This window comes from Deltaproteobacteria bacterium (assembly GCA_020848745.1).
Lineage (GTDB): Bacteria > Desulfobacterota > Binatia > UTPRO1 > UTPRO1 > UTPRO1.
On the sequence record JADLHM010000038.1, the window covers coordinates 21929 to 47914 of the forward strand.

Sequence of the window (25986 nt, forward strand, 5' to 3'; positions counted from 1 at the left end):
GGTCAGCGCTGCCGCGGATGCGGCTCCCGAGCGGCGGAGGCGCGGATCGCGTCGGCCACGTCGACGCTCACCGCCGCGAGGGCGCGGCTATGCGCGGCGGCGAGGGCGTCGAAGCCGCCGCCCGGCGCGGGCTCGCGCGCGACGGTGCGGCCCGAACGCGCCGCCCCGCCGCGCGCCGGACGCACCGACCAGACGACCTCGACCTCGGCCCCCTCGCCGGGCAGCGAGGCGAAGCGCCGCACCGCGAGGGCGACGGTGTGCGTGACGGCGAAGCTCGCGCCCGCGCCGGCGACGACGTCGGGCGTACCGAGCAGCGTCGCGAGGTTCGCGGCGACCGTGGCGGCGATCGCCTCGGGCAGCGGCGCCGCCCAGCGGTTGAACTCGTCGATGTCGACGCGGTTCGGCGCCACCTGCACGACGAGCTGCGGCCGGTCGAGGGCGGGCGGGATCGTGACCGGCCCGACGACGACGCCGTAGGGCGCGGCGGCGCGGCCGCTGGGCGTGGCGACGGCTTCGAGCGTGTAGAAGCGCGCCGGCTTGGTGGCGCCGCAGGCGGCGAGCCCGGCGGCGAGGAGCGTCAACAGGGCGACGCGGGGGCGCGGGGTCGTCATCGGGCCTCTCCTGACTTGCCGCGCAGCAGCGCTTCGGGATGGCGCTCGAGGTAGTCGCCGAGCACGCGGATCGCGCGCGCGGCGCGCGTGACCTCCTGGAGGGTGGTGGTGAGCTCGGTCGCGAGCGGCGAGCTCGGGGCGACGAGCTTTCCGGCGCTGTCGAGCGCGCCGCGCGCGCTCGACAGCGTCTGATCGAGCTGGACGAGCGCCTTCGCGACGTCGTCGCCGATCGCTTGCAACGGCAGCTGATCGATCTTGCGCACGATGCTGGCGAGGCTCGCCTCCAGGCCTTCGAGGGCGCCGGGCACCGTCGGGAAGTCGAGGGGCTTGGCGTTCCAGTCGATGCTGGCGGGCGCGGCGTCGGGAAAGACGTCGAAGGCGACGAAGAGCGCGCCGGTGAGGAGGCTCCCGGAGCGCAGCTGCGCGCGGACGCCGTGCGCGATCAGCGAGTCCCAGAGGCGGCGGCGGATCGCGGTGGGATCGTCGCCGGGATCGAGGTCGGTGAAGCGCACGCCGAAGCGCGCGCCCTCGAGGTGGATCTTCACCGGCACGGAGATCGCGAGGGTCTTGACGTCGACCTCCGCGCCGACCTCGACCACCTGGCCGACCTGGATGCCGCGGAACTCGACCGGCGCGCCCGCCGCGAGGCCGCGGACCGACTGCTTGAAGACGAGACGCACCTCGAGCGGGTTCCGTTCCGGAGCCCGGAACGCCTCGGCGCGATCGCGATGGAGGAGGAAGCTCGTGTTCTCCCCGGCGGGCGGGAGCGCGGCCTCGGCGACCGGCGTCTCGAAGGCGATGCCGCCGATCAGGATCGACATCAGCGACTGCGTCTGGACGCTGAACCCGGTCGCCGACATCGAGACGTCGAGCCCGCTCGCGTGCCAGAAGCGCGTCGCCGACGTCACGTACCGATCGTACGGCGCTTGCACGAACGCCTTGACGGTGAGGCCCGAGCCGTCCGGATCGAGCTCGTAGCCGACCACCTCGCCGACCTGCAGGCGGCGATAGAAGACGGGCGTGCCGCTGTCGAGCGAGCCGAGGTCGCTCGTCTTCAGCACGAAGGAGCGGCCCGGAACGTCGCGCATCACGATGGGCGGCGTCTCGAGGCCGACGAACGCGCGCTGCTCGTCGCGGGCCTGGCCGATGTCCATGCGGACGTAGGCGCCGGAGATGAGGGTGCCGAGCCCGCTGATGTTGGCGCCCGAGATGCGCGGGCGCACCACCCAGAAGCGGGTGTCGGCCACGAGAAAGCTCTCGGTCTTCGGCTCCATGCGTACGGTGGCGACCACGCCCAGGTGGTCGTCGGAGAGTCGGATCGCCGTCATGGTGCCGACGTCGACGCCGTTGTAGCGGACCTTCGTCTTGCCGGCCTCGAGCCCCTCGGCGGAGCGAAAGTCGATCGTGATGGTCGGGCCCTCGGCGAGGACGCGGGTGACGGCGACCCACGCGCCGGCGAGCGCCGCGACGACCGGCACGATCCAGACGAGCGAGGGCCGGCGCTCCTTCTTCGGGACGGTGCGCGAGCTCGGCAGCTCCACGGGTTCAGGCATGAACGACCTCCTCGGAGGGCGCGGCGTCCCAGATCAGGCGCGGGTCGAACGACTCGACGGCGAGCATCGTCAGCACGACGACCGCCGCGAAGAACAAGAGCCCCGGTCCGGGCTCGACCGCCATGAGCGGCTGGAGTTGAACGAGGGCGGCGGTGAAGGTGTCGACGAAGACGTCCACCATCGACCAGCGCCCGATCAGCTCGACGGTGCGGAAGAGCCGCACGCGCTCCGCGTTGTTGGCGACCGAGCCGCGCTGGACGGTCACGAGCAGGTACACGAGCGCGAGGATCTTGGCGCTCGGGATCATGATGCTCGCGATGAGAACGATCAGCGACAGCGGCCAGCCCGTCGGCGACCAGAGGAGGATCACGCCTTCCATGATCGTGTCCGGGGCGCTGCCGGCGGCTGTCGTCGTCACCATCACCGGCAAGAGGTTCGCGGGCACGTAGCAGACGGCGGCCGCGATCACGAAGGCCCACGTGCGTTCGATGCTGCGGTGCTTGCGGAACGCGAGCTCTTCGCCGCAGCGCGGGCAGGCGCCTGCGTCGGCGCCGGGACGCGAGAGGAGCCCGCAGGCCTCGCAGCTCTGCCAGCCGCGCTGTATCGCGGCGACGGGAGCCGTGGTCACGACGGCACCTCGGCGGCGGCGTCGCGCGCGGCGCGTTCCACGGCGCTTCGCGCCGCCGCGTCGGCCCATTCGACGCGAGCCCAGACCTCGCGCGGGTCGAACGCGGACTGCATCGCGGCGAGCAGCACCACGAGCGCGCCGAGCGCGAAGAGCGCCAGACCCGCGTTCACCGACGCGTAGTCCGCGATCTTGATGAGCGCGACCAGCACGCCGAGGATCATGACCTCGATCATGCTCCAGGTGGCGGTTCTCGGGTGGTGGCGAAGGAGCGTCCCGACCCACGACGGCGGGCACGGCCGGCGTGCGCCCACCACGATCGCCAGCATGGACCCGATCTGGAGCGCGGGCGCGACCACGGCGGTGAAGAGCACGAGCACCGCGACGATCTCCTGCCCGTCGTCCCAGAGGTGGCGCGCGCCGCCGAAGAGCGTCGTCGACGCGTGGTGCCCGACCGCGGACAGGCCGAGCATCGGGACGGTGTTGGCGACGACGTAGAGGATCGCCGCGGCGATCGCCAGCGCGAGCGTGCGCTCGAGCGGGTCCTCGCGTCGCCGCCAGAGCTCCTTGTCGCAGCGCGGGCAGCGCGCCGCTTCGCCCGCCGCGAGCGCCGGCAGGCGCTGCAAGAGATCGCAGTGCGGACACGCGACGACGCGGAGGTCGGTGGTCGGCGAGTTGAAGACCGGCTCGGGCATGGCGTGCGTCACGGCCCCCCTCACGGGGACGGCGGCCTCCTCACCGCGTGACCTCCGGGACACCCATGCGGACGAGCGCTTCGCGGACCGGCGCGCTCGGGATGCGGATCGTGCCGGTGAAGGGCTTGTCCATCTCGAGGACCAGGTAGACCGATGCGGCGATCGAGACCGAAGAGACGAGCATCGCGATCATCACGGTGCCGTTGCGCGGTGCGAAGAGGCCGAAGCTCGCGAAGAGGACGCTCAGCCAGAGGACCAGGATGCCGAGAAACGGCAGTGGGATGCTGCTGCCGCGATGCACGTCGATCAGCCACCGCGTGCGCGCGATCGTGGCGCTCACCTCGAGCGCCCGCTCGCGCAGCCAGCGCTGCGCGTCGCCTCGTGGCGCCAGGGCGCGGATGCGGTCCTGGACGTTCTCGAACAGGATCCACCCGTCGTGGTCGGCCGCGTGCCCGAACTCGTCGGGCCAGGCGAGCTTCGCCACGTGGGAGGCATAGCGATGGAGGAGATGGCGCGTGTCGGCGGCGTCCGAGCCGTAGTGCACGAATTGACGATCGAGGAGGATGAGGTCGGCGGACAATTGCGTGATCTCTTCGGCGCGCTCGTCGAACGACGAGCGCGCCGCGGCGACGAGGAGCCCGAGCACGAGCGCGGTCAGCGTGGCGAGCGTGCCCATCGCGATGCGGACGGCGTCCTCGGTCGGCTTGTCGAGGTGGTGCTTCGGCAGCCGGGCGCGGACCCACATGCCGAGGAGCGAGCCGCAGAAGATGGAGCCGCACACCAGAGCGGCGAGCGAGAGATCGTGCTGCGGCCCTGCGATCACGCTGGCGTCTCTACTGCGCGCCGGCGCAGTGCGCGAGGCAGTCCTGCTTCCGCGGGATGCAGACCTCCATGTCGCACGCGGGGGTCATCATGCAGGGATCGCCGTTCGCGCATTCCTTGTACTGGCGGTGGCAGATCGTCTGGCAGTCCGGGCCCGGGGACGGGAACGGCGGCGGGCCGGCCGGCTTGGCGGCGGCCGCGCAGGCGGCGAGTCCGAGCGCGCCCGCGATGGGGAGCCAGCGGCGAAGGGCGAGGCGGACGGACGTCACGGTCGGGCGCCTCACGATTCCGCCGCGCGGCTCAGGTCGATGACCGACAGCGACGACAGCGAGTGGGTGACGTACGCGAAACGGCCGTCGGGGCTGATCGCGATCGCGCGCGGCATGCTCGCGACGCCGATCCGTCCGACGACGTTGCCCGCCAGCGTGTCGATCACGTCGATGCGCGCGGTGCCGACGCTTGCGACGTAGAGCAGGCGTCCGTTCGGGTGGAGCGCGATGCCGAGCGGCTGCGGGCTCACGGCGACCGAGGACACGGCGCCCGACGGCAGCTCGACGATCGCGACCGACGCGTCACGTCCGTTCGCGACGTAGGCGCGCTTGCCGTCCGGCGCGAGCGCGAGACCCGACGGCGCCGCCGCGAGGGCGAGGGTCGACGTCACGTCCGCGGTGGTCGGGTCGAGGGTGAGGAGCGCGCCGTCGATGCACGCGAGCTTGCAGCCGACGACGTAGACCCGCGTGCCGTCCGGGCTCGCCGCGACGCCGGCGGGATGCAGCGGCAGGAACTTGTCCTTCACGATCCGGTTCGTTCCGGCGTCGACGATCAGCAGATGGTCGTCGTCGCTCGTCGCGTTGGTGACGTAGGCGTGCCGGCCGTCGGGCGCGACGGCGACCGACGGCGCGAGGATCGGGCGCGCCATGCTGGAGACCGGCAGGCGCGTCGCGAGCGCGTCGCTCCTGGTGTCGAGCACGAAGAGGCTCTGCGCCGACATGTCCATCACGTAGCCGCGGGCGCCGTCGGGCGTGAGCGCGATGGCGCCCGGCTGGCCGCCGGTGGTGATCGTCGCCGCGACGGTACGGCTCGCGGTATCGATCGCCACCACCTTGTTGGTCCTGAGCGTGACGTACGCCCGCTTGCCGTCGGGTCTGAGGGCGACGTCGGTGCCGTAGTCGCCGATCGGGATGCTCGCGACGACCGCGCTGCTCGGCGGCTCTGACGGGCCGAGGCCCGTCGACCCGATCCCGCACGCGGAGACCGCGACGAGGGTGAGAGCGACGACGAGACGGGGGGCGTGCATGATCGTCCTCCTGGGCCCGGGTCAGTGTGGCCCCGGCTGTACCCGATCGAGCGGCTTGCCGTCGAGTGCCTCCGCCTCGGCGGTTTCGAGCTTCTGGACGTCCGCGGGTGACAACTGCGGCCGGTTCACCTTGATGGTCAGCTTGTCGAGCTTGGCGGTCAGCGTGAACGGCGGCGTGTAATCCTCGTCGTTCACGCCGGTCAGCGTGTCGGAGCCGATGTCGAAGCTCTCGTCCCATTGCAGGATCATGGGGAGCGTGTGCTCCATCTCGATGGTCTGCGCCGCCTTGCCGTCCACGCTGAGCGTGCCGGTGCCGGACCGTCCGAGGCCGCTCATGTCGTTGAAGGCGAGCGTGCCGGCGCCGAGGCCGTCGTAGGTGAAGTCGAAGGCGAGCGTGTGCTTGCCCGGCGCGAGCTTGTCCTTGCCCGCCCACTTGATCCGCTTCAGGCCGACCAGGTTCCACAGGAAGACCGGCTTGCCTTTGAGCAGGTAGAACCCGTAGCCGGCGAACCGCCCGCCGGAAGTCAGGATCATCCCCTCGGCGCCGCCCTTCGGGACCTCGATGTCGGCGGTGATCGTGTACGAGGCGTTCAGCAACATCGGCGAATCGCCCTGCGGGAGGCCGACCATCGGCCGCGTGTAGACGAACTCCGCGCGCCCGGCGGTGATGTTCGGCCGCGGCGCGACGATGCGCGCCGCCACCGACGCGTCCATCGGGAAGACGTGGTACTTCGTCGCCTCGGCGACGAACTTCTTGCGCAGCTCCGCCACCTTCTTCGGGTTCGCGGCGGCGACGTCGTGGGCCTGGTTGAAGTCCTTGCGCAGGTCGTAGAGCTGGAACACCTGCTTGTTGAGTGGATCGTCGTTCGCGGCGCCGAAGGCCTGCCACGGCGCGCGGTTCACCCGGGTGCCGAGCAGCCAGCCCTCGTCGTAGAGCGCCCACTGGCCCATCATCTCGAAGTACTGGGTCTTGTGCCGCGATGGCGCCGCGGCGTTCTTCGCATCGAACGTGTAGGCGAAGCTCGTGCCCTCGATCGGCGCCTGCTCGATGCCGTCGACCGTCTCGGGCGCCTCGATGCCGGCTGCTTCGAGGATGGTCGGCACGACGTCGATGACGTGGACGAACTGCTGGCGGAGTCCGCCTTTGTCCTCGATGCGCGCCGGCCACGACACCACCATGTTCTGGTTGATGCCGCCGAGCCGCGAGGCATTCTGCTTGAACCAGTCGAAGGGCGTGTCGAAGGCCCACGACCACCCGGCCGACATGTGATTGTAGGTCTGCTCGGTGCCCCAGACGTCGTAGAACTTCATTTGCACGTCCACGGGCATCTCGTTGACACCGTTGAACCACGCGACCTCGTTCGGCGTGCCGACCGGCCCGCCTTCGGCGCTCGTGCCGTTGTCGCCGTTGATGTAGATGACGAGCGTGTTGTCGAGCTTGCCGAGATCACGGAACGACTGGATCACGCGTCCGATCTCGTAGTCGTTGTACGCCGCATAGGCGGCGAAGACCTCGACCTGCCGGATGAAGAGCTTCTTCTCGTCGGCCGAGAGCTGGTTCCAGGGCTTCAGCATGTCGCTCGGCCACGGAGCCAGTTCGGCGTCCTGGGGGATCACGCCGAGCTTCTTCTGGTTCGCGAAGATGCGCTCGCGCAGCTTCTCGTAGCCGTCGTCGAAGAGGTGCAGCGCGTGGATCTTGTCGACCCATTCCTTGGTCGGGTGGTGCGGCGCGTGCGTCGCGCCGGGCGCGTACTTGATGAAGAGGGGCTTCTGCGGGTCGATCTGGTGGATGCGCGTCATGTAGTCGATCGCGTCGTCCGCCATTGCGGTGACGAGGTTCCAGCCCGGCTTGCCCTCGAAGGGATAGATCTGCGTCGTGTTGCGGAAGAGGTTCGGCTGCCACTGGTTGGCGTCGCCGCCGACGAATCCGTAGAAGTACTCGAAGCCCATGCCGATCGGCCACTGATCGAAGGGGCCGGCCTGGCTGGCCGCGAAGGTCGGCGTGTTGTGGTCCTTGCCGAACCAGGCGGTCGAGTAGCCGTTGTCGAGCAGAATGCGGCCGATCGTGGTTTTGTCCTCTGCGATGATGCTGTTGTAGCCGGGGAAGCCCGTCGATTGCTCGGAGACCACGCCGAAGCCGGCCGAGTGGTGGTTGCGGCCGGTGATCAGCGCCGCGCGCGTCGGCGAGCAGAGCGCGGTCGAAAACACCCGGTTGTAGCGCAGGCCTTCGTTCGCGATGCGGTCCATCGTCGGCGTCGGGATGACGCCGCCGAAGGTGCTGGGGATCCCGAAGCCGGCGTCGTCGGTGATGATCAGGAGGACGTTCGGCGCGCCCGCGGGCGGCACCGTGCGCGGCGGCCACCAGGGTTTCGACCTGAGCGCCTCGTGCTCGATCGTGCCGCCGAACGGCATGTCGGGCGCCGGCAGCTGCTTGCCGTTGATTGCGCGCGTGGCGCCGGCCGAACCGACCGGAGGTCGGTCGGGCGATTTTTGTGCCCGGGCGCTCGGCGCGTGCGCGCAGACGAGACCGAGGACCATCACGGTCACGACGAATCCTGCGCGTGATCCGCCCGTGGCGGAAGGAACGAGGAAGTCGGGTGCGCTCATCGCGATGTTTTCCTCCTGCGGTCGGGATCGCACGAACCGTGCGCTCAGGATGCCTCGTGCACGCGCGGGATCTTCCAGCTGCCGTCGAGAATCGAAGATCGCTTGTCCTTCGGCCAGTACATTCGCATCATCAGCACGAACCGGCCGGCGGGCGCGGGGAGCCAGTTCGCTTCCTTCGCCTTTCCGGGCGACTCGTGTTGGATGTAGAGGTCGATCGAGCCGTCCTTGTTCGCGACGAGCTTGTCGCGCTGGCTCAGGGTCGACCGGTGGAGCGCGTTCCGGACGAAGAAGTAGTTTTCGTCGTACATGGTGAGCGACCAGAAGGCGTTCACGGGCGGCAGCGCGCCCTTCGCGAAGTGCATCACGTACTTCTTCTTCCCGTCATACTTGGCGAGGACGTCGGGACCGTCGGACGTCGGGTAGATCGCATCCTGCGGACGATTCGCCCCGAGCCCGAGCCAGGTGATGAACGCCCGCTGGCGATAGTTCGTACCGTAGACGCCGGTATTGATCGTGTAGAGCCAGCCGTCCTCGATCTTGTTGTCACGGAGCAGGACGCCTTCCTTCATCCACGCGGGGATCTTCTCTTGTCCGACCTTCGGCGCCGCCTGGATGCCCTGCAGGACGGCGGGATCGAGCTTCGCGGCGTCGAAGCTCCGGCCGGGCACGAGTCCGATCGCGGCGAACTTGGCGACGGCGGCTGCGTCGGCCGCTGCCGGCGGGTTGGTCTTCATGAGCTCCGCGAGCATCGTGAAGAACGCGACGCCGTCGAGGGCGTTCACCTGGTCGCGCGTCGGCGTCTTCGCGTCGATCTTGGGATCGACGACGCCGGAGGGCGGCGTGTAAGGCTTGCCGTAGCTGCTGAGCGGCACCACCGACAGGGCGTCCTGCGCCGCGTGCACCGCGGCGTAGTCCGCGGGCGTCCCGGTGCAGTAGATGCGGCCGAGGATCCACACCATGCCCGTCGGCGACTTGTACTCGGTCACGCCCGCGGGCAGCGTTCCGCGCCATCCCGGCCCCGTGATCGCGTACTTCTGCGCGCCGGTGCCGGTCGTCCGCTTGCCGGGCACCTGGAAGACGTCGGTCCAGCCATCCAGCATCGGCAGCAGAAAGTAGCGGTCCTTCATGTCGGGCACGCTGAGGACCCACGGCTCCTTCGAGACGTCGAGCCACGCGACCGTGTAGAGCGTGTCGGCATTGGGCGCCGTCACGTCCTTGTCGTCCGGGCCCGGATACGCGCGGACCCTGGCGAACTGGCCCATGGGCGCGAGCATACCGGCAGGCGTCGCGACGTTCGTCATGATCCGCCGGGTCATCTCCATCGTGACGAGCGGGTATCCGTAGATGTAGGCGTCGACCGCGGTCTCTTTCGCTTCGTGCGCCTTCAGGCCGGACTCCATCCCCTTCAGTCCGGAGCTCCCCTTCATCCCGCAGCCGCTCGCGAGGAGCAGGCAGATCGCAAGAGTCGTCCATCGGTGCGTCGTGGTCATGTCGGTTCCTTTCCTTTCGTCCTTCGCAGAAGTCAGGGCGCCGTGACGACGCGGTAGAAGACGCCGTTGGCGCCGTACGACGGTTTCAGCCACATGCCGTTGCAGTCGTAGTAGGGGTTGCCGCCGACGGCGACGTACTGGCAGTGCGCGGGAAGCGTGGTGACGATCGCGCCGACGTTCGAGGCCTGGCCGGCGGCGACACCGGCCGCGTAGGCATTGGCGGCGGTGCTCTGGTTCGCGGCGTTCGCGCTCGCGGCGCCGATGGCGGCGCCCGCGGCGAGGCCGACCGCGGCCGCGCCCGCTGCGTTCCACCCGCCGCAATTGCCGCAGCCGGTCGAGTAGTACGAGTTGACGACCGTCGGCGGGTGGTAGGCCGCGTAGGTACCTCCGTAGTAGGCGCCGCCGTGATACGCGTAGGCCGTTCCGCCCGAGGCGACCGCCGCCGTGCCGCCGGCGGTCACGCCGTGGACCTCGCCGCCGCCCCCGACGGCGTAGCCGCCGCGATAACCCTCGCCGCTCCACGAGCCGCCGCCGCCCGACGCGTGGCCGCCACGGAAGCCTTGGGCGTTCCACGAGCCGCCGCCACCCGACGCCTCGCCGCCGCGGAAGCCCTCGGCGTTCCACGAGCCGCCGCCGCCCGAGACGGTGCTGCCGCGCATGCCCGTGTGGCTCCACGAGCCGCCGCCGGCGTGACCGAAGGCGAGCGCGGAACTCGCCGAGCCGGCGACCAACGAGCAAGCAGCCAACAACGCGATCAGGGTGCGCATGTTCGTCCTCCCTAGGGCGTCGCGCTTCAGCGGAGCGCGGCCGGCGCGTCCTTGGTGGTCGCCGGCGCTCCCGCGGGTGGCTGCGGCTCCGGACGCGCGAACGCGATCCGCTTTGCCTTCGCCGCCTTCGCGGGCGCCGTGAACGCCGAGGCCGGCACGGCGCCGTTCACCTGCCAGCGCGAGAGCGACACCTCGTGCCGCAGTCGCGCCGGGTCGTCGAGGTAGACGGCGCGTACGCGACGCGGCAGCTGGTCCTTGGCGCCGACCCAGATCTGCGCGAACACGCGCTCGTTCGCGATCACGACCATGTCGGTCGTGGTGCCGTCGACGACTTGCGACTGCCCGACGTAGAACGCGACCTTCAGTCCCTTGGCGATGTCCTCGTAGGGGTCGGCGACGACGACGTCGGTGAACGGAAAGTAGATGTCGGCCTGGTGGTAGGCCTGCTGCAGCACGTCGTCGATCGTGCCCGTGGCGGCGGCGGTCGCGACCAGGTCCTCGCCGGGCGCGTAGGCGGTCACGGTCTTGCCGTCGTAGAAGAACTGCTGCGCCGGCCCGTCGCCGGGCGTCACGACGCGGAGCTTGTTCGGCCGCTGCAGCGCGACGTCCGACGTCGTCGTGTACGCGATCTCCGGGCCGAAGCGGCTCGGGCTCTCGTAGGTGGCGACGGCCGTGAAGGCGAGCGTGTGCGCCGAGGCGAGGCGCGCGCTCATCGCCTTCAGGACGCCGATCGCCTTCGACTCGAGGTCGGGGGCGCCCGAGAAGAGCGGGGCGACGCGTGGACCGGTTGCGGCCTGCGGAGCCGGAGCCCTGTGCGCGCAGGCGACGAGGCACGTCGCCGCGAGCGCGGCCGCGAGACCGAGAGAGAGCGTCTGCTTCGTCATGGCGATGGCTCCTGCTGCTGCGAACGAAAGACGGGGTGCGAGCGACACATGTGCCATCCGCCGCCCCGGACGCGAGCGGCGGCTTGCCAGATCACGCCATCTTCGATTGCGCCGAGGCGGCGCGGGCGCGTCAGCCCTGCGAAAGGACGGAGCGCCGATACGCGTGCGGCGACGTGCCGGTCCAGCGGCGGAACGCCTTGTGGAACGCGCCGACGTCCGCGAAGCCCATCTCGTCGGCGACGATCGTGATCGTCGCCGCGGGGTCGGCGAGACGCTGCAGCGCGCGCTCGTGTCGGGCCTCGTCGCGAAGCGCCCGGAACGACGTTCCCTCGTCCTCGAGCCGGCGTTGCAGCGTGCGATGGCTGATCGCGAGCCGCTTCGCGACCGCTGCCGGCGACGCGTCCTCGCGGCGCGCGAGCGCGGCGCGGACCTCGGCGCCGACGCGACGGCCGATCGACGCGGTCGCGGCGAACCCGAGCTGCTGCTCGGCGGCGGCGCGCAGCACGGCCGCGACCTCCGGGCTCTGGGTGTCGAGCGGGGAGGTCAAGATCGCGTCCGAGACGACGATCTCGAAGCGAGGTTGCTCGAAGGCGACGCGGCAACGCAGCACGCGCTCGTACTCGGCCAGGTCGCCGGCGCGCGCGTGCGGGAAGCGGATCGCGGTCGGCCGGAACCGGCCGCCCGTCGAGCGCGCGAGGTCGGTGACGATCACGCCGGCGAGGTACTCGGCGAGCTGGCGCGCCGCGGCCTCGGGCCAGGCCGTGAAGACGGCGGCGGCTCCGCCCGGGCGGCGTTGCCACGCCACCTCGACCTCGTCCATCGAGACCGCGAGGAAACGCGTGAGCTCCTCGAGCGCGCGGGCGACCGTCGGTTGGGTGGTGGCGAGGTAGCTCAGGAGGTCGCGCGAGCCGAGCTCGGCCGCGTGCAGCGCGACGAGCGGGTCGCCGCGCGCCGCCTCGGCCGCGGTCAGGACCGCGCGCACCACGCGCCACGGCACGCGCGTCGTCGGCAGGAGCAGGGTCGCGTGATCGAGGCCGACGGCGCCGCAGATCGGCCCGGGATCGAGTCCGAGGAGCCGAAGATTCTGCAGCAGGTCCCCGACCTGGATGCCGCCGGCGCCCGAGGTGCGTTCGCCCACGGGTCGGCGGCTTAACCCAGGCCGCTGGCGCGAATCAACCGGTCTTTGGCGCGTTCGGGCAACACGGGGCGCCGCTGTCGACGTAGGCCTCGCTCCACGATGCAGGCGTTCGCGCGCGCACAGGAGGCGCCCCATGGCGATCGCGTCGCTGCGTGACAAGCGCGTCGTCGTGACCGGCGCCGCGTCCGGCATCGGACGCTCGGCGGTCCTCGCGTTCGGGCGGGAGGGCGCGCACCTCGTCGCGCTCGATCGCGACGCGGCGGGACTCGCCGCCGTCGGGCTCCAGGCCCGCGAGGCCGGGCTCTCGTGCGAGACCCGGGTGCTCGACGTGACCGACGCCGACGCCTGGCGCGCGCTCGCCGCGACGCTCGCGGATGACGGCGCAACGCCCCACGTGCTCGTGAACAACGCTGGCATCGGCTACTTCGGGCTCTTCCTCGAGAGCGACCTCGCGCACTGGCGGCGCGTCCTCGACGTGAACCTGATGGGGGTGGTGCACGGCTGCCACGCGTTCCTGCCGTCGATGCTCGCCGCCGGCGGACCGCGGCACGTGCTCAACGTGGCGTCCTCGGCCGGCAATTTTCCCGTTCCGTCGATGGCGGCGTACGCCGCCTCGAAGTTCGCGGTGAACGGCTTCACCGAGGTATTGCGAATGGAGCTGGCGGCGACGAACGTGCGCTTCACGACCGTCTGTCCCGGCGTCATCGACACGCCGATCGTGACGGTGCGGAGCAACGTCGCGCCGGGCGTGTCGGAGGCGCAGATGGCGCGCCTGCAGGCGTACTACAGGCGCGAGGGCTGCTCGCCCGACGTCGTCGCCGCCGACATGGTGCGGGCGGTCGGACACGACGTCGACATGCTGCTCACCGGCCCCGCGGCGCGTCTCGTCTATCACCTGCGGCGGATCTCGTTGCGGCTCGCCCGCGCGGTCACGCTGCGCTTCGCCCGGCAATCGGGCTATCTCGCATAGGAGGGAACCATGAGTGACATTACCGGCGGCGAGCTGCTCGCCCGCTCACTCGCCAACGAGGGCATCCGCGTCGTGTTCGGTCTCCCGTGTCCGGAGGTCGATCCGCTGCTCGCGAGCCTCGACGCGCACGGCATCCGTCTCGTGCCGATCCGCCACGAGGCCGCGGCGGTACACATGGCCGAGGGGCTCTACAAGACGACCGGGCAGGTGGCGGCCGTGCTCGGCAATCCCGGCCCCGGATCCGCGAACCTCCTGCCGGGGGTGATCACGGCGCGCCACGAAGGCGTGCCGGTCGTCGCGATCACCTCGCAGCACCGCCTCGGCATCGTGTACCCGTCGCCGCCGTCGACGTTCCAGGGGCAGGATCAGCTCGACGTCTTCCGTCCGGCGGTGAAGTGGGGCGGGCCGATCTTCGACTGGAGCCGCATTCCCGAGGTCGTGGCGCTCGCGTTTCGCGAGATGTGGGCGGGGCGGCCGGGTCCGGTGCACCTCGAGGTCCCGGCGCCCGTGCTCTACGCGACCGGCGACCCGGCGAGCGTCCGCATCGTGGCGCCGGCCGCCTCGCGGGCGGCGCTGCCGCAGGCGGCCGACGCGCAGCTCCGCGCCGCCGCCGGGATGCTGCACGGGGCGCGCCGGCCGCTCCTCGTCGTCGGCTCGGGCGTCGACCGCGCCGGCGCCAACGCGGCCGTCGCCGAACTCGTCGAGCTCCTGCGCTGTCCGGTGATCACCACGATGGCCGGCCGCTCGAGCTTCCCGATCGATCATCCGAGCCGCCTGCACGGCTACGGACCGGCCGGCGATCTCGCGCGCCGCGAGGCCGACGTCGTCTGCGTGCTCGGGTCGCGGCTCGGGAACCTCGACCTGCCGTTCGACAAGTACTGGGGCGACCCGGTGGTGCAGCGCGTGATCCAGATCGACGTCGACCCCCGCCACGTCGGGGTGACGCGGCCGGTCGCGCTCGGCGTCGTCAGCGATCTCGCCACCGCCGTTCCGGGTCTCGTCGCGGCCCTCCGCGCCCTCGGACCGGCGCGAGGCGAGGCGGGCGCGACGGCGCGCTATGCCGAGATCGAGGCGCGGTGGCGGGCGGAGACGATCGCGCCCGTCCTCGCGTGGGAGGGGCCGGGCATCCATCCGGCGCACGCGATGCGCGTCGTCGGCGAGGTGTTCGGCAAGGACGCCGTCTACGTGACCGACGGCGGCAACACCTCGCTCTGGGCCCACACCGTCCTGCCCGCGACGGCGCCGCGCTCGTACCACAGCATCCTCGAGCTCGGCATGCTCGGCACCGGCATCCCGTCGGCGCTCGGCGCCAAGCTCGGCGCGCCCGAGCGCGAGGTCGTGTGCGTGACCGGCGACGGCGCCGCCGGCTTCCACTTCATGGAGATGCAGAGCGCGGCGCGCGAGGGCCTCGGCATCACGACCATCGTGTTCGCCGAGGGCTCGTGGACGATGGAGGAGCTGAACGAGCGCCTGCTCTACCAGCGCACCTTCGGCACCGCGATGGGCGACGTCCGCTGGGACATCGTGGCCGAAGGCCTCGGTTGCCGGCCGGCCTACGTCGACCGGCTCGAGGATCTCGCGCCGGCGCTCGCCGCCGCCCGCGGCGCGGCCGGCCCGACCGTCGTCTGCCTGCGCACCGCCCGCGACGCCAACCTCGCGCTCCCCTCCGACATGATGACCCGCTTCTTCGAGGTCTATCAGGGGCCGCAAGGTTGAGCGCGCCTCGCATCGCCTTGATGCGGGTCGCGATCCTGCGACCGTTCGAGCGCTTCCTGCGGCGCATCGGGGCGCCGCTCGAGCGCGTCGCGGAGCGTGTCCACCTGCCGCTCGAAATGCTGCGCGACCCCGAAGCGCTCGTGCCGGCCCGGCTCGGCGCGGCGTTCGTCGCCGAGGCGGCGCGGGTCTCGGGGATCGAGCACCTCGGCGCAACCGTCGCGGCCACGACGCGCATCGGAGAGCTCGGAACGTACGGACGGATGCTGGCGCGAGCGGCGTCGCTGCAGGAGGTGCTCACGACGGTGCGGCGGTTCCACGCGAGCCACCATTCGGGGGAGGTCTACTGGCTCGAGGCCGCGCCCGCGCCGCCGCTCCTCTGCCAGCGGTTCACGGTGCAGCTCGACGACCCGAACGGGCAGATGAGTCAGTACGCCATCCTGCTCGTCGCCGATCTGCTGGCTGCGCTCGCGCGCGGCGCGTGGCGGCCGACGGTCCATCTGCGGAAGGAGGTGCCGCGCTCGGTCGCCGACACGCCATGGGGCGAACGCGCCGACCTCCGCTTCGGCCACGATCGCTGCGCGGTCGCGCTCGATCCGCAGGCGCTGCCGGCGGTCGCTCTCCCGGGGGCGTTGCCGATCGACGCGGCACGCGAGCTCGTCGACTGGTACGGTACGCGCCCCGCCGCCGGGTTCGTCCCGAGCCTCCGCCAGTGGCTCGGGCGCGTCCTCCGGACCGACGCCGTCCGCATCGAAGTGCTCGCCGAGACCGTCGGCACGACGCCGCGCACGCTGCAGCGCCGGCTCGCCGAGGTTGGCACGACCTATGCGCGCGTGCTCGGTGAAGCGCGTTTCCAGATCGCCGCGAGTCTGCTCGCGCGTGACGTCGAGATCCGCGAGGTCGCGCGTGCGGTCGGCTATCGCGACGCCGCGCATCTGACGCGCGCGTTCCGACGCTGGAGCGGGACGACGCCGAGCGCCTACCGGAGCCGGGTGCACGACGCGCTCGTCGGCGCCGCGCTACCGCCGGCAGCCGGCGCGGAATGGCAAGTCTCCGCATGATCGCGCGCATGTCCGCCATTCCCGTTCGGGGCCGGGTGCTCACTTGCATGCTGGCATTCTTCGTTGCCGCGCCCGTGGCGTCTGCGGTCGCGGCCGCGGACGACAGCGCCGAGCTCGCCAAGAAGCTCCAGAACCCGGTGGCGTCGCTGATCAGCGTGCCGCTGCAAAGCAATTTCGAGTGGGGCGCGGGCCGCAGCAGCGACGGCTTCAAGTACACGCTGAACGTGCAGCCGGTGATCCCGATCCCGCTCGGCCAGCACTGGAACCTCATCTCACGCACGATCGCGCCCGTGATCCACCAGGATGACCTCGTGCCGAACACCGAGCAATTCGGCCTCGGCGACGTCGTGCAGAGCCTCTTCCTCTCACCGAGCGCGGCCGGACCGGGCGGCATCATCTGGGGCGCGGGACCGGTCTTGCTCCTGCCGACGGCGACGGAGGAGTTCCTCGGCGGCGAGAAGCTCGGCCTCGGGCCGACGGCCGTGGTACTGCGGCAGGAGCACGGCTTCACCTACGGCATGCTCGCGAACCACATCTGGTCCGTTGCGGGCACGAGCCATACGCCGAACGTGAACGCGACCTTCCTGCAGCCTTTTTTCGCGTACACGACGAAGACCTACACGAGCTTCAACGTCTCGACCGAGTCCACCTACGACTGGGGAAAGACCAAGTGGACCGTGCCGCTGATCGCGACCGTGTCGCAGCTCTTGAAGGTGAAGGGCGTACCGATCCAGCTCCAGCTCGGTCCGAAATGGTACGCCGAGGGACCGACGGGCGCACCGGACTGGGGCATTCGCTTCGCCCTCTTCTTCCTCTTCCCGCGCTGAGCGCGGCGTCAGGGAGTCGCGTCGTCGGCGCAGGAGGAGGCGCGGTCGCTCCGCGGTTTCGACGAGACCCACACCGGCATCCTCGACAGCCCGGCGGCGGTCGCCCACCTGAACGCGATCCTGGGCGCGGTGCGGTGAGCCCGGCCGCTACTTGCCGACGGGGATCGTGAGCGTCGGTACCGTCGCTCCGTCGTCCGCGGCGCGCCCCGCTCAGCGCTCGAAGCTCTGGACGACCGGGGGCTCGGTGAACGAATCCCCCGTGAACACCAGCCCGTCGATGCCCTGGCCGCCGTTCAGCCCGACCTTGCTCGCGAACCGACCGTCGGTGAGCGTCACGTCGTCGTCCCCGGCTTGCCCGAAGAAGCGGACCTTGCCGCCGAAGCTCACCGTGGTGAGCTGTACGACGTCGCTGCCGTCGCCGCTGTCGATGCTGACCTTGCGCGCGGTGCTCACGTTTTCGACGTCGAGCGTGTCGTCGCCGACGCCGGTCGCGACGCGGAGGAATCCCGGGATCGCGAGGTCTCGTACCTCGACCGAGTCGGTGCCGATGCCGGTCTCGATCGCGATGTTGCGCGCGCCCTCGAGGGTGCGGGCGAAGGTGAACGGCGGCTCGCCCTCGCGGGTCCGCGTCACGCTGACCGCCATGCTCGCGCCCTGACCGACGACGCTGACGGCGCAATCTCCGCCCCGGCATCGCACCCGCAGCGTCGGGCCCTTCAGGCGGATGCGGATCGTGGTGGTGTGGGGCTCGGGGACGCGGCGCTCGGCAGCCTGCGCGGCGAGCGGGGCGAGGAGCAGGACGGCGGCGGCGAGGAGGACGTGCGGGAGGGAAGGGCGCATCCCGGAAGGTGTGTCAGCCGGCGACTTCTGGCGCAAGTCGAAATGTCGAGGCAGCCCGGCCCCCTCTATGGCGTTCGTGATGCTCCCGCCGGCGCGCTCACGCCGCGGTCGCCGGGCTCCGCACGGTGACCGGGCATTCCAGGCGCACGCACGTGCCGCGCCCGGGATCGGAGACGATCTCGAGACGGCCGCCGAGCGCGAGGGCGCGCTCCTCCATGCTGGCGAGCCCGAGCGAGTCGCTGCGCGAGGTGGCGCGGTCGAAGCCGCGGCCGTCGTCGCGCACCTCGAGGAGGAGCCTGCCGTCGTCCACGCGCAGCAGGAGATCGACGGTGCGCGCGGCGGCGTGGCGGAGCGCGTTGCCGAGCGACTCCTGCGCCACGCGGTAGACCGCGATCTCGGTCTCGTCGTCGAGGCGCGGGATCGGGGTCGGGAAGCGGGTGGTGACGCTGCGCTGGAGGGACGAGGCGTTGGTCGCGAAGGCGCGGAGGCTCTCCATCAAGCCGAGGTCGGAGAGCATCATCGGGCGGAGCTCGCGGCTCACCATGCGCAGGTGCTCGATCACCTCGGCGAGGTGACGCGTCGCCTGCGCGAGCTCGGCGCTGTCCCGCTCGTGCGCGCGCGAGACCTCGAGCAGCACGCCGATCGCGGCGAGCTCCTGGCAGACGTTGTCGTGGAGATCGAGGCCGAGCCGGCGGCGTTCCTCTTCGCGGATGGCGGCTTGCCGACGGGCGAGGCGACGCAGCGTCTCCTCGCTCCGCTTCAGGTCCTCGAGCGAGCGGCGCAGCGCCTCCTCGGCGACGTGGCGCTCGGTCACGTCGCGGCCCGCTCCCTGGATCTCGGTGATGGCGCCGCGCTCGTCGCGGACCACGCCCTGCTCCCACTCGAAGCGCCGCCACGTCCCGCCGATGCGCACGCGGCTCACGACGACGTTGCGGTAGGGCGGTTGCAGGACGTGCGCGAAGCTCGCGAGCACCCGTGCGCGGTCTTCCTCGTGGATGTGCGGCAGGATCGTCACCCGGCCCGCCTCGACGTCCTCGCGGCGGTAGCCGAAGGCGCACAGGTAGGCGTCGTTGGCGAAGAGGAGCTTGCCGCTCGGGTCGGCGCGGGCGATGAGCTCGAGCCCCGACTCGACCAGGCTCCGGTAGCGGGCCTCGCTCGCCTGCAGGGCATGCTCCGCTTCTTTGCGCTCGGTGACGTCGAGGCCGATCGACTGGAACTCGCGGATCGAACCGTCCGCCTCCACGATCGCCGAGCCCTCCCACTCGAACCACCGCCAGCCGTTCGGAGCCGGCACGCGGTTCTCGACCAGCACGCGGTGCGGCGGTTCCATCACGGCGGCCATGCTGGCGCGCGTCGCCGCCAGGTCGTCGGGGTGCACCCACTGGAACAGGCTCTGGCCCAGCATGGCGTCGAGCGGTAGCCCGATCACGCGGCAGATCGCGTCGTTGGCGAAGAGGATGCGGCCTTCGCGGTCGAGGCGCGTGAAGACGGCCTGCGTGGACTCGACCAGCCCGCGGTAGCGTGCCTCGCTCTCGTGGAGCGCCTGCTCGGCGTGGCGGCGTTCCTCTTCGGCGGCGCGCCGCTCGGTGATGTCGCGACCGGTCACCCGGATGCCGACGACGCGGCCGTCATGGTCGCGGATGCGGGTGCCGATCACCTCGAGCCAGCGGCGCCCGAGCGCCGTCGCGCACTCCGCGGCGAGCGGCGGAACCGTCTCGCCGGCCGCGACGCGCGCGAACGTCGCCGCGACGTCGAGGTTGTCGGGGTGGTCGGTCAGGAACTCGGACGTCGCGCGCCCGATGAGAGCGTTCGGCGTGTCGCCGAGGAGGCGCGCGGTCGCCTGGTTCAGGTACGTGAGACGCCCTTGGAGGTCGGCCGTCCAGATGAAGTCGCGCGCGTTCTCGGCGAGGTCGCGATAGGCGTCGTACGACTTCTGCAGCGCGTCCACCGCTTCCCGCTCGCGCGCGCGCAGCACCAGGCCGGCCTCGAACGTGCGACGCATGCTCTCCGCGAGGCCGAGGGTGATGACCCAGCCGATGACCGTGATGCCGACGAGTTCGAGCGGGGACGTCGAGACCCCGAGGTGAGGCAGGGCGAGGAGCCAGAGGGTGGCGGTGATCGCGTTCAGCGCGAGCTGCGGCTCCCAGCCCCAGACGAAGAACGCGGCGGCGCTCGCGGAAAGCGCGAAGAGCATGACGCCGAGGATCTCGGCCGAGCCTCCGAACGACGCGAACGTCCCTGTGATCGACGCCGCGAGCCCGCCGCAGAGCGCGATCACGATGGCGCGCGCGTGCGCCGCCGACCGCAGCAGCACGGCGCCGCCGACGATGGCCAGGTGCCCCGCGAGGAACGCGAGCGCGAGCCCGAACCGGAGCCGTCCTTGCAGCGTCTCGATCAGGGTGATGAGCGCGACGACCACGAGCCAGGTGCCCGCGAAGGGCGGCACGCGATTCGCGAGGAGATGCGCGGCTGCGATCCTGGTGCTCGTGGTGGTCTGCACGGCGTCGGGCCCGGCGGCGGGCGGCGCATTGTAGCGCCGCCCGCCGCCGGTCCGTCAACGGCGCGGAGGGCGTGTCAAGAACCTCGGCCGACGCGAGAGTCGTGGGAGCGGCATCGCCCCTCCGGGGCGGCGCGATTCACTCGGGGGACGAGTCGGCCGTGCGCGGCGCGCCGAGCGCGAGCCACGCTGCGTACACCAAGGCCGCGACGAGCGCGGCGGCATTGGTGCCGGTGGCGATTCGCCAGGCGGGCTCGCCGGCCGTGAGCCCGCTCACGACGCCGTGCGCCGCGACGTAGTTCACCGCCGGAACGAGCAGCAGCGCGATCAGCGCCGCGTGGGTGCGCGGCCGCGCCGCGGTGATCAGGGCGACGATCGGCCAGGTCAACAGCAGTGCGTCGTAGGCGATGTGATAGAGCGGCAGCAGGATCGTGAGGCAAGCGAGCGCGGTCGCGAGACCGCGCGGCGCCGCCGCTGCTGCCTCGGTCGCGAGCGCGCGCCGGAACGCGGCGATGCCGACGAGGAGGGCCGCCGCTCCGGCGGCGAGCCCCGCTCGCGCCGGCAGTGCGAGCACCTGGCCCGTGAGGAAGCCCACGTCGATGCGCGTCCACCCGATCGCCGGATCGGCGACGGCCGCGCTGCTGCGGCCGATCGCCGTGAGCCAGCTGGCCGGGCCGTCGGATCCGGCGGCGGCGAGCAGCGTCCCGAGCGAGAGCACGCCCGTCGCGGCGACGCCGACGGCGACCGCGCGCAGATCTCCGCGGGCGAGCATGAGCAGCGCGAGCGGCAGCGCGAATTGCGGCTTCATGCTCGCGAGCACGATCCCGAGCGCGCCGAGCGCCGGCCGCCGCGCGCCGTGGAGGAGGCCGAGGTAGCACCCCAGCACGATCTCGAGCGTGCACTGTCCGAGGAGGAGGTTCTGCTGGCCGGGCCGGCTGAGCAGCACGAGCGTCGCGAGCGTCAGTATGGAGGGGAGTCCGGTCGCGAGCCCGCAGGCCCGGCACACGACGCGCGCCAGGGCGACCGTCAGGCCGATCGTCAGCAGGAAGTAGGCGGCCTCCGCGGTGTGGACCGGAAGGAGTCCGAGCGGCCAGTGCGCCAGGACGGCGACCGGTCCGTACGGCGGGAGCGGTCGCTGCACGGGATGGTCGTGTGCGAACCGCGCCGCCCAGGGATTCTCCCCCGCGCGGAGCGCGACCGCGGGGTAGTAGAGGGTGTCGCGGAAGTCGATCATCGCCCAGCGGCCGGGGTCGCCGTGCGCGGCGAACGCATGACGCTCGACGGCGCGGTGCGTGGACGCCGCCACGATCGCGAGGAAGCCGGCGATCGCCACCCAGGACGGCACGCGGCGGACGAGCCCGAGCGGCGTCGGCGCGGGCTCGGACGACATGGCGCGCGATCGTGGTGGAGCGGGCGGGCGCGGTCAAGCCGCGCGGCGCGCGCGTGGCGCGCGCGCCGGCGCCGGTGCAGGTCGCGATGCCGTGGCACGCTCTGCGCGCTCCGACACGACGTCTCGCATGCGGGCTTTCGTGCGGGGGCGTGGGCGGTGCGATCGAAATGCGAGAGCCCCGAAGCGTCCTGCAATCGCGCAAGAATCGCCGCGCGTAAGTCGGCGAATCGTCGAAGCGCTTTTCGGCACGAGTCTCGCTTCCCGAGCTTGGCATCTGACGCAACTCGTGAGGGAAAATCATATGCAAAAAATGATATTGGTTGATGGGTGTCGTTTCGTATGTGCGATGATATGTCGTCGCGCCGCGATGGGCGCGCTCGTCGCCGCCGCGCTCCTCGCCGCGGGCCTGCGCGGCACGCCCGCGCTGGCCGCGGAGGCGACCCTCACGAGTCTTGGGGTCGGGCTCTACGGCGCCGTGACCGGCACCACCGGCGGTCCGGTCGAGACGCAGGACTTCGCGGGCACGTTCCACATCTCGATCGACGGCGGCGCGTCGACCGAGGCCTACTGCGTCGACCTCCACAATCCGCTGACCTTCGGCGACGCGCAGCCGCAGGTTCCGCCCGACTATCCGTGCGAGGTCGTCCACATTCTCGGCAACGCCTATCCGAACCCGGGCACGATCGGGTCGCCGCTCGCCGACACCCCCCGTGAGGCGGCCGCGGTCCAGGCGGCGATCTGGTACTTCACCGACGGGTTCGTCGTCACGGGCCCGGCGGATGTCCAGGCGCGGGCCGCCGAGATCATCGACATCGCCGGAGACCAGTGCGGCCAGGTGCCGGCGGTGCCGCACGAGCTGACGCTCTCGCCCGCCGACGCGACCAACTACCTCCCGGGCGAGGAGGCGCACACGGTCACCGCGACGTTGCGCGACACCCAGGGGCAGCCCGTGCCCGGCCACGCCGTCCAGGTGACGATCGCGGGCGCCGCCGGCCCGCAGGTGTTCCAGGGTTTCACGGATGCGCAGGGCGACTTCGTCGTGACCTACGAGAACGGGCTCCAGGTGCCCGGGACCGACACGATCAGCGCGACCGCTTCGTTCACGGTCCCCGTCGGCCTGAAGTTCAAGGCCGAGGGGCTCCAGGGCATCGTCGTCGCCGGCGCGCCGCGCCCCGGCACCGTCACCGGCACCGCGACCAAGCATTGGGTGCCGGCTGCGTGCGGTGACGGCGTTGTCAACCAGGCCGGCGAAGAGTGCGACGACGGCAACCTCGCCGACGGCGACGGCTGCGACCACACCTGCGCGCCGACGGCGTGCGGCAACGGCGTCGTGACCGGCGGCGAGCTCTGTGACGACGGCAACCTTCTCGACGGCGACGGCTGCGACGGCGACTGTACGCCGACCGCCTGCGGCAACGGCATCGTCACGATCGGGGAAGAGTGCGACGACGGCAACACGGTGAACGGCGACGAGTGCGATGCCAACTGCACGGCTCCGCGGTGCGGCAACGGCGTCGCCGGCCCGGGCGAGCAGTGCGACGATGGCAACGCGACCAACGGCGACGGCTGTGACGCCAACTGCACCGTCAGCGCCTGCGGCAACGGCGTGGTGACGGCGGGTGAGCAGTGCGACGACGGCAATCAGGTCGACGGCGACGCGTGCGACGCGAACTGCACTGCCACCGCGTGCGGCAACGGCATCGTCACCGCGGGCGAGCAGTGCGACGACGGCAACGCGGTGAACGGCGACGGTTGCGACGCCAACTGCACCGCCAGCGCCTGCGGCAACGGCATCGTCGCCGGCGCCGAGCAGTGCGACGACGGCAACGCGGTGAACGGCGACGGTTGCGATGCCAACTGCACCACCAGCGCCTGCGGCAACGGCGTGGTGACGGCGGGTGAGCAGTGCGACGACGGCAACGCGGCGGACGGCGACGGCTGCGACGCCAACTGCACCGTCACGGCCTGCGGCAACGGCGTCGTCAGCGCGGACGAGCAGTGCGACGACGGCAACCTCGCGAGCGGCGACGCGTGCGACGCCAACTGCACGCTCCCCGCGTGCGGCAACGGCATCGTGACGGCCGGCGAGCAGTGCGACGACGGCAACCAGGTCGACGGCGACGGCTGCGATCACGACTGCACCTCGACCGGCTGTGGCAACGGCATCGTCACCGGCGACGAGCAGTGCGACGACGGGAACCAGGCCGACGGCGACCTCTGCGAGGCCGACTGCACGGCCGCGCGGTGCGGCAACGGCATCCTCGACCAGGGCGAGCAGTGCGACGACGGTCATCTGCAGGGCGGCGACGGGTGCGACGCCACCTGCCGCCTGCAGGAGGTCTGCACCAACACCGTCGACGACGACGGCGACGGCGCGATCGACTGCGACGACACCGATTGCGCCTGCCTCCAGATCCAGCGCGATCCGGCGGTCATCCGCTTCGCCCACCGCCAACCGAAGTCGTCGCGGATGCGCACCCGCCCCGACTTCTTCCGGGTCCACGGCCGCCTCGAGCCGAAGACCGCGCACGACGCGCTCACGGAGGGACTCACCCTCGTGGTCACGAACACGAACGGCGTGATCTACCAGGCGCGCCTTCTTCCGGGCGATCTCCAGAAGCACTGGTCGACGCTGTCGTTCGTCGACAAGGCGGCGGCGCGCGGTGAGGGCGAGCGCGACGGTCTCTACCGCGTGAAGCTGCGGCGCGGCGTCCGCGACAGCCTCTTCGTGGTGATCGAGGCGTACGGCGACTTCAGCGCCGCGACGCTGCCGACCATGACGATCCAGATCGGCATCGGCGACGACATGTTCTACACCAAAGGCGCGTTCTCGGCGCGCCGCTACGGCTGGTACTGGGCGTTCTGATCCGGGACCGGAGCTCGCCGGCCGTCGTCGCGCGCCGCCGCCGCGAGGGGTGCGCGGCGACGGCCGGGGACTTCACTTGCGGGCGCGCGCGGCGACCATCTCGGCAAAGCGTCCGCCGGTGATGCTCAGGGTGTGCTCGCGGCGCGACGCGAACCGCCACCCGGCCTGCGTCCGGACGTACTCGTCGTAGTAGACCCCGCTCACGTCCATCACCTCGCTCGTGCCGTCGAAGACGACGCCGTGGCGCGCGAGCATGTGAATGGCGCCGTTCACGGTGTCGGGACCCGTCGGTTGGAGCCGGTGGGTGAACGCCGAGTGGAGCGTCCAGGTGAACAGCGACAGCGCCTGCGGCATCCACGCCGCCACCTGCGCCGGCGAGCCCGCGATGCCGCCCGCCGACTCGTAGTCGATGCGCGCGTCGGGCGTGAAGAGCGCCTCGAACGCCTGCCAGTTCCGCTCGTCGATCGCGTACGCGTAGGCGACGACGAGATCGCCGATGAGCGCCCGGTCTTCGGGGGTGAGAGCCATGGCGGCGTCCCTTGCCACAGGGGGCGGCCGTTTGCGACTTGACCCGGCGGACGCCCGGACGATACGGAGCGGCCACCCCGGTTTCCCTGCCGCAGTCCGTCGCATGCCCCTCGCCCGCGCCACCGATCGACTCCGCCCGCGCAAGCGGCCGAGACAGGCCCGCTCGCGGCGGACGGTCGACGCCATCGTGAAGGCGGCGGCCGAGATCTTCTCCCGGCGCGGCTACGCCGCCACCACCACCAATCACATCGCCGAGCGCGCCGGCGTGTCGATCGGGTCGCTCTACGAGTACTTTTCGAGCAAGGACGCGCTCCTCGCGGCTCTCATGGAGGCGCACGTCGAAGAGGCCGAGGAGGTGCTGACGCTCGCCGCCGGCGAGGTCGCGGCCGGCGCGCGCGACCTCGCCGGGACGATCCGCCACCTCGTGCGCACCATGATCGCGCTGCACGCGCGCGACCGCGATCTCCATCGCGTCCTGTTCGAGGAGGCGCCGCTCTCCCGCCGGCTCCGCCAGGCGCTGCGCGCCGTCGAGGAGCGGACCGTCGGCTGGGTGGCTGGGCTCCTCGACGCGCATCCCCAGGTGCGGGTCGGCGACGTCCCGCTCGCCGCCGCGGTCGTCGTGCGCACCGTCGAGTCGCTGACGCACAACCTCGTGCTGCACGGCCATGACGACGTCGACGTCGACGCGTACAGCGACGAGATCGTGCGCCTCGTGACGCGCTACCTCGCGCCGGCGCCGTAGGCGGCGCGAACGCCGGGACTCCCACGGCGGAAGGTGGGGCGGCGCGGACGGTCGGCGGGCCGG

At 71.6% G+C, this 25986-nt stretch carries 22 protein-coding genes; 6 read left to right on the top strand and 16 right to left on the bottom strand.

The window, feature by feature from the left end; genetic code table 11:
* Nucleotides 1-2: 2 nt before the first annotated feature.
* The 12 genes from IT293_05065 to IT293_05120 form a co-directional block, all read right to left on the bottom strand.
* Nucleotides 3-611: a membrane integrity-associated transporter subunit PqiC gene (locus IT293_05065; protein MCC6764016.1), complete on the bottom strand. Its 609-nt coding sequence runs from the start codon at nt 609-611 to the stop codon at nt 3-5.
* Nucleotides 608-2164 carry an MCE family protein gene (locus IT293_05070; protein ID MCC6764017.1) on the bottom strand — a complete coding sequence of 519 codons (1557 nt, stop codon included), beginning with the start codon at nt 2162-2164 and terminating at the stop codon, nt 608-610. The genes IT293_05065 and IT293_05070 overlap by 4 nt, the downstream gene beginning before the upstream one ends.
* Nucleotides 2157-2861: a paraquat-inducible protein A gene (locus IT293_05075; protein ID MCC6764018.1), complete on the bottom strand. Its 705-nt coding sequence runs from the start codon at nt 2859-2861 to the stop codon at nt 2157-2159. The genes IT293_05070 and IT293_05075 overlap by 8 nt, the downstream gene beginning before the upstream one ends.
* On the bottom strand, nt 2789-3484 hold the full coding sequence (locus IT293_05080) for a paraquat-inducible protein A (GenBank protein ID MCC6764019.1): 696 nt from the start codon (nt 3482-3484) through the stop codon (nt 2789-2791). Before IT293_05080 ends, IT293_05075 begins: the two co-directional genes overlap by 73 nt.
* 40 nt (nt 3485-3524) lie before the next feature.
* On the bottom strand, nt 3525-4307 hold the full coding sequence (locus IT293_05085) for a hypothetical protein (protein ID MCC6764020.1): 783 nt from the start codon (nt 4305-4307) through the stop codon (nt 3525-3527).
* Between the two features lie 10 nt (nt 4308-4317).
* The gene (locus tag IT293_05090) at nt 4318-4575 is read right to left on the bottom strand and encodes a hypothetical protein (GenBank protein ID MCC6764021.1); all 258 of its coding nucleotides are present in this window, start codon (nt 4573-4575) and stop codon (nt 4318-4320) included.
* 11 nt (nt 4576-4586) lie between these two features.
* The gene (locus IT293_05095; protein MCC6764022.1) at nt 4587-5603 is read right to left on the bottom strand and encodes a YncE family protein; all 1017 of its coding nucleotides are present in this window, start codon (nt 5601-5603) and stop codon (nt 4587-4589) included.
* Between the two features lie 21 nt (nt 5604-5624).
* Complete coding sequence (locus IT293_05100; protein ID MCC6764023.1) at nt 5625-8141, bottom strand: arylsulfatase; 2517 nt, start codon at nt 8139-8141, stop codon at nt 5625-5627.
* A 113-nt stretch (nt 8142-8254) separates the two neighbouring features.
* Complete coding sequence (locus IT293_05105; GenBank protein ID MCC6764024.1) at nt 8255-9700, bottom strand: DUF1254 domain-containing protein; 1446 nt, start codon at nt 9698-9700, stop codon at nt 8255-8257.
* A 32-nt stretch (nt 9701-9732) separates the two neighbouring features.
* The gene (locus IT293_05110) at nt 9733-10467 is read right to left on the bottom strand and encodes an RNA-binding protein (protein MCC6764025.1); all 735 of its coding nucleotides are present in this window, start codon (nt 10465-10467) and stop codon (nt 9733-9735) included.
* Nucleotides 10468-10493: 26 nt separating this feature from the next.
* Nucleotides 10494-11351, bottom strand: coding sequence for a DUF2092 domain-containing protein (locus tag IT293_05115; protein MCC6764026.1), 858 nt, complete (start codon nt 11349-11351; stop codon nt 10494-10496).
* Nucleotides 11352-11481: 130 nt separating this feature from the next.
* Nucleotides 11482-12489, bottom strand: a complete 1008-nt coding sequence (locus tag IT293_05120; GenBank protein ID MCC6764027.1) for an AraC family transcriptional regulator ligand-binding domain-containing protein — start codon at nt 12487-12489, stop codon at nt 11482-11484.
* Nucleotides 12490-12622: 133 nt separating this feature from the next.
* Here IT293_05120 and IT293_05125 point away from each other — a divergent pair, with 133 nt between their 5' ends.
* The 4 genes from IT293_05125 to IT293_05140 are packed head-to-tail and all read left to right on the top strand — an operon-like array spanning nt 12623 to nt 17060.
* Nucleotides 12623-13459, top strand: coding sequence for an SDR family NAD(P)-dependent oxidoreductase (locus tag IT293_05125; GenBank protein MCC6764028.1), 837 nt, complete (start codon nt 12623-12625; stop codon nt 13457-13459).
* Between the two features lie 9 nt (nt 13460-13468).
* A complete protein-coding gene (locus tag IT293_05130) occupies nt 13469-15175 on the top strand; it encodes a thiamine pyrophosphate-binding protein (protein MCC6764029.1) in 1707 nt (568 codons plus the stop codon).
* A 20-nt stretch (nt 15176-15195) separates the two neighbouring features.
* Nucleotides 15196-16233: a helix-turn-helix domain-containing protein gene (locus IT293_05135; GenBank protein ID MCC6764030.1), complete on the top strand. Its 1038-nt coding sequence runs from the start codon at nt 15196-15198 to the stop codon at nt 16231-16233.
* 47 nt (nt 16234-16280) lie between these two features.
* On the top strand, nt 16281-17060 hold the full coding sequence (locus tag IT293_05140; GenBank protein ID MCC6764031.1) for a transporter: 780 nt from the start codon (nt 16281-16283) through the stop codon (nt 17058-17060).
* Between the two features lie 210 nt (nt 17061-17270).
* Here IT293_05140 and IT293_05145 read toward each other — a convergent pair whose 3' ends face one another.
* From IT293_05145 to IT293_05155, 3 genes are all read right to left on the bottom strand, one after another.
* Nucleotides 17271-17900: a hypothetical protein gene (locus tag IT293_05145; protein MCC6764032.1), complete on the bottom strand. Its 630-nt coding sequence runs from the start codon at nt 17898-17900 to the stop codon at nt 17271-17273.
* A gap of 97 nt (nt 17901-17997) precedes the next feature.
* The gene (locus IT293_05150) at nt 17998-20400 is read right to left on the bottom strand and encodes a PAS domain S-box protein (GenBank protein ID MCC6764033.1); all 2403 of its coding nucleotides are present in this window, start codon (nt 20398-20400) and stop codon (nt 17998-18000) included.
* 136 nt (nt 20401-20536) lie between these two features.
* Nucleotides 20537-21787 (bottom strand): DUF2029 domain-containing protein, encoded by a 1251-nt coding sequence (locus tag IT293_05155; GenBank protein MCC6764034.1) that lies wholly within the window; start codon nt 21785-21787, stop codon nt 20537-20539.
* Nucleotides 21788-22154: 367 nt separating this feature from the next.
* On the opposite strand from IT293_05155, the gene IT293_05160 reads away from it, so the two are divergent.
* Complete coding sequence (locus IT293_05160; GenBank protein ID MCC6764035.1) at nt 22155-24653, top strand: DUF4215 domain-containing protein; 2499 nt, start codon at nt 22155-22157, stop codon at nt 24651-24653.
* A gap of 72 nt (nt 24654-24725) precedes the next feature.
* Here IT293_05160 and IT293_05165 read toward each other — a convergent pair whose 3' ends face one another.
* On the bottom strand, nt 24726-25181 hold the full coding sequence (locus tag IT293_05165; protein ID MCC6764036.1) for a nuclear transport factor 2 family protein: 456 nt from the start codon (nt 25179-25181) through the stop codon (nt 24726-24728).
* A 103-nt stretch (nt 25182-25284) separates the two neighbouring features.
* Here IT293_05165 and IT293_05170 point away from each other — a divergent pair, with 103 nt between their 5' ends.
* The gene (locus IT293_05170) at nt 25285-25923 is read left to right on the top strand and encodes a TetR/AcrR family transcriptional regulator (protein ID MCC6764037.1); all 639 of its coding nucleotides are present in this window, start codon (nt 25285-25287) and stop codon (nt 25921-25923) included.
* Nucleotides 25924-25986 lie beyond the last annotated feature (63 nt).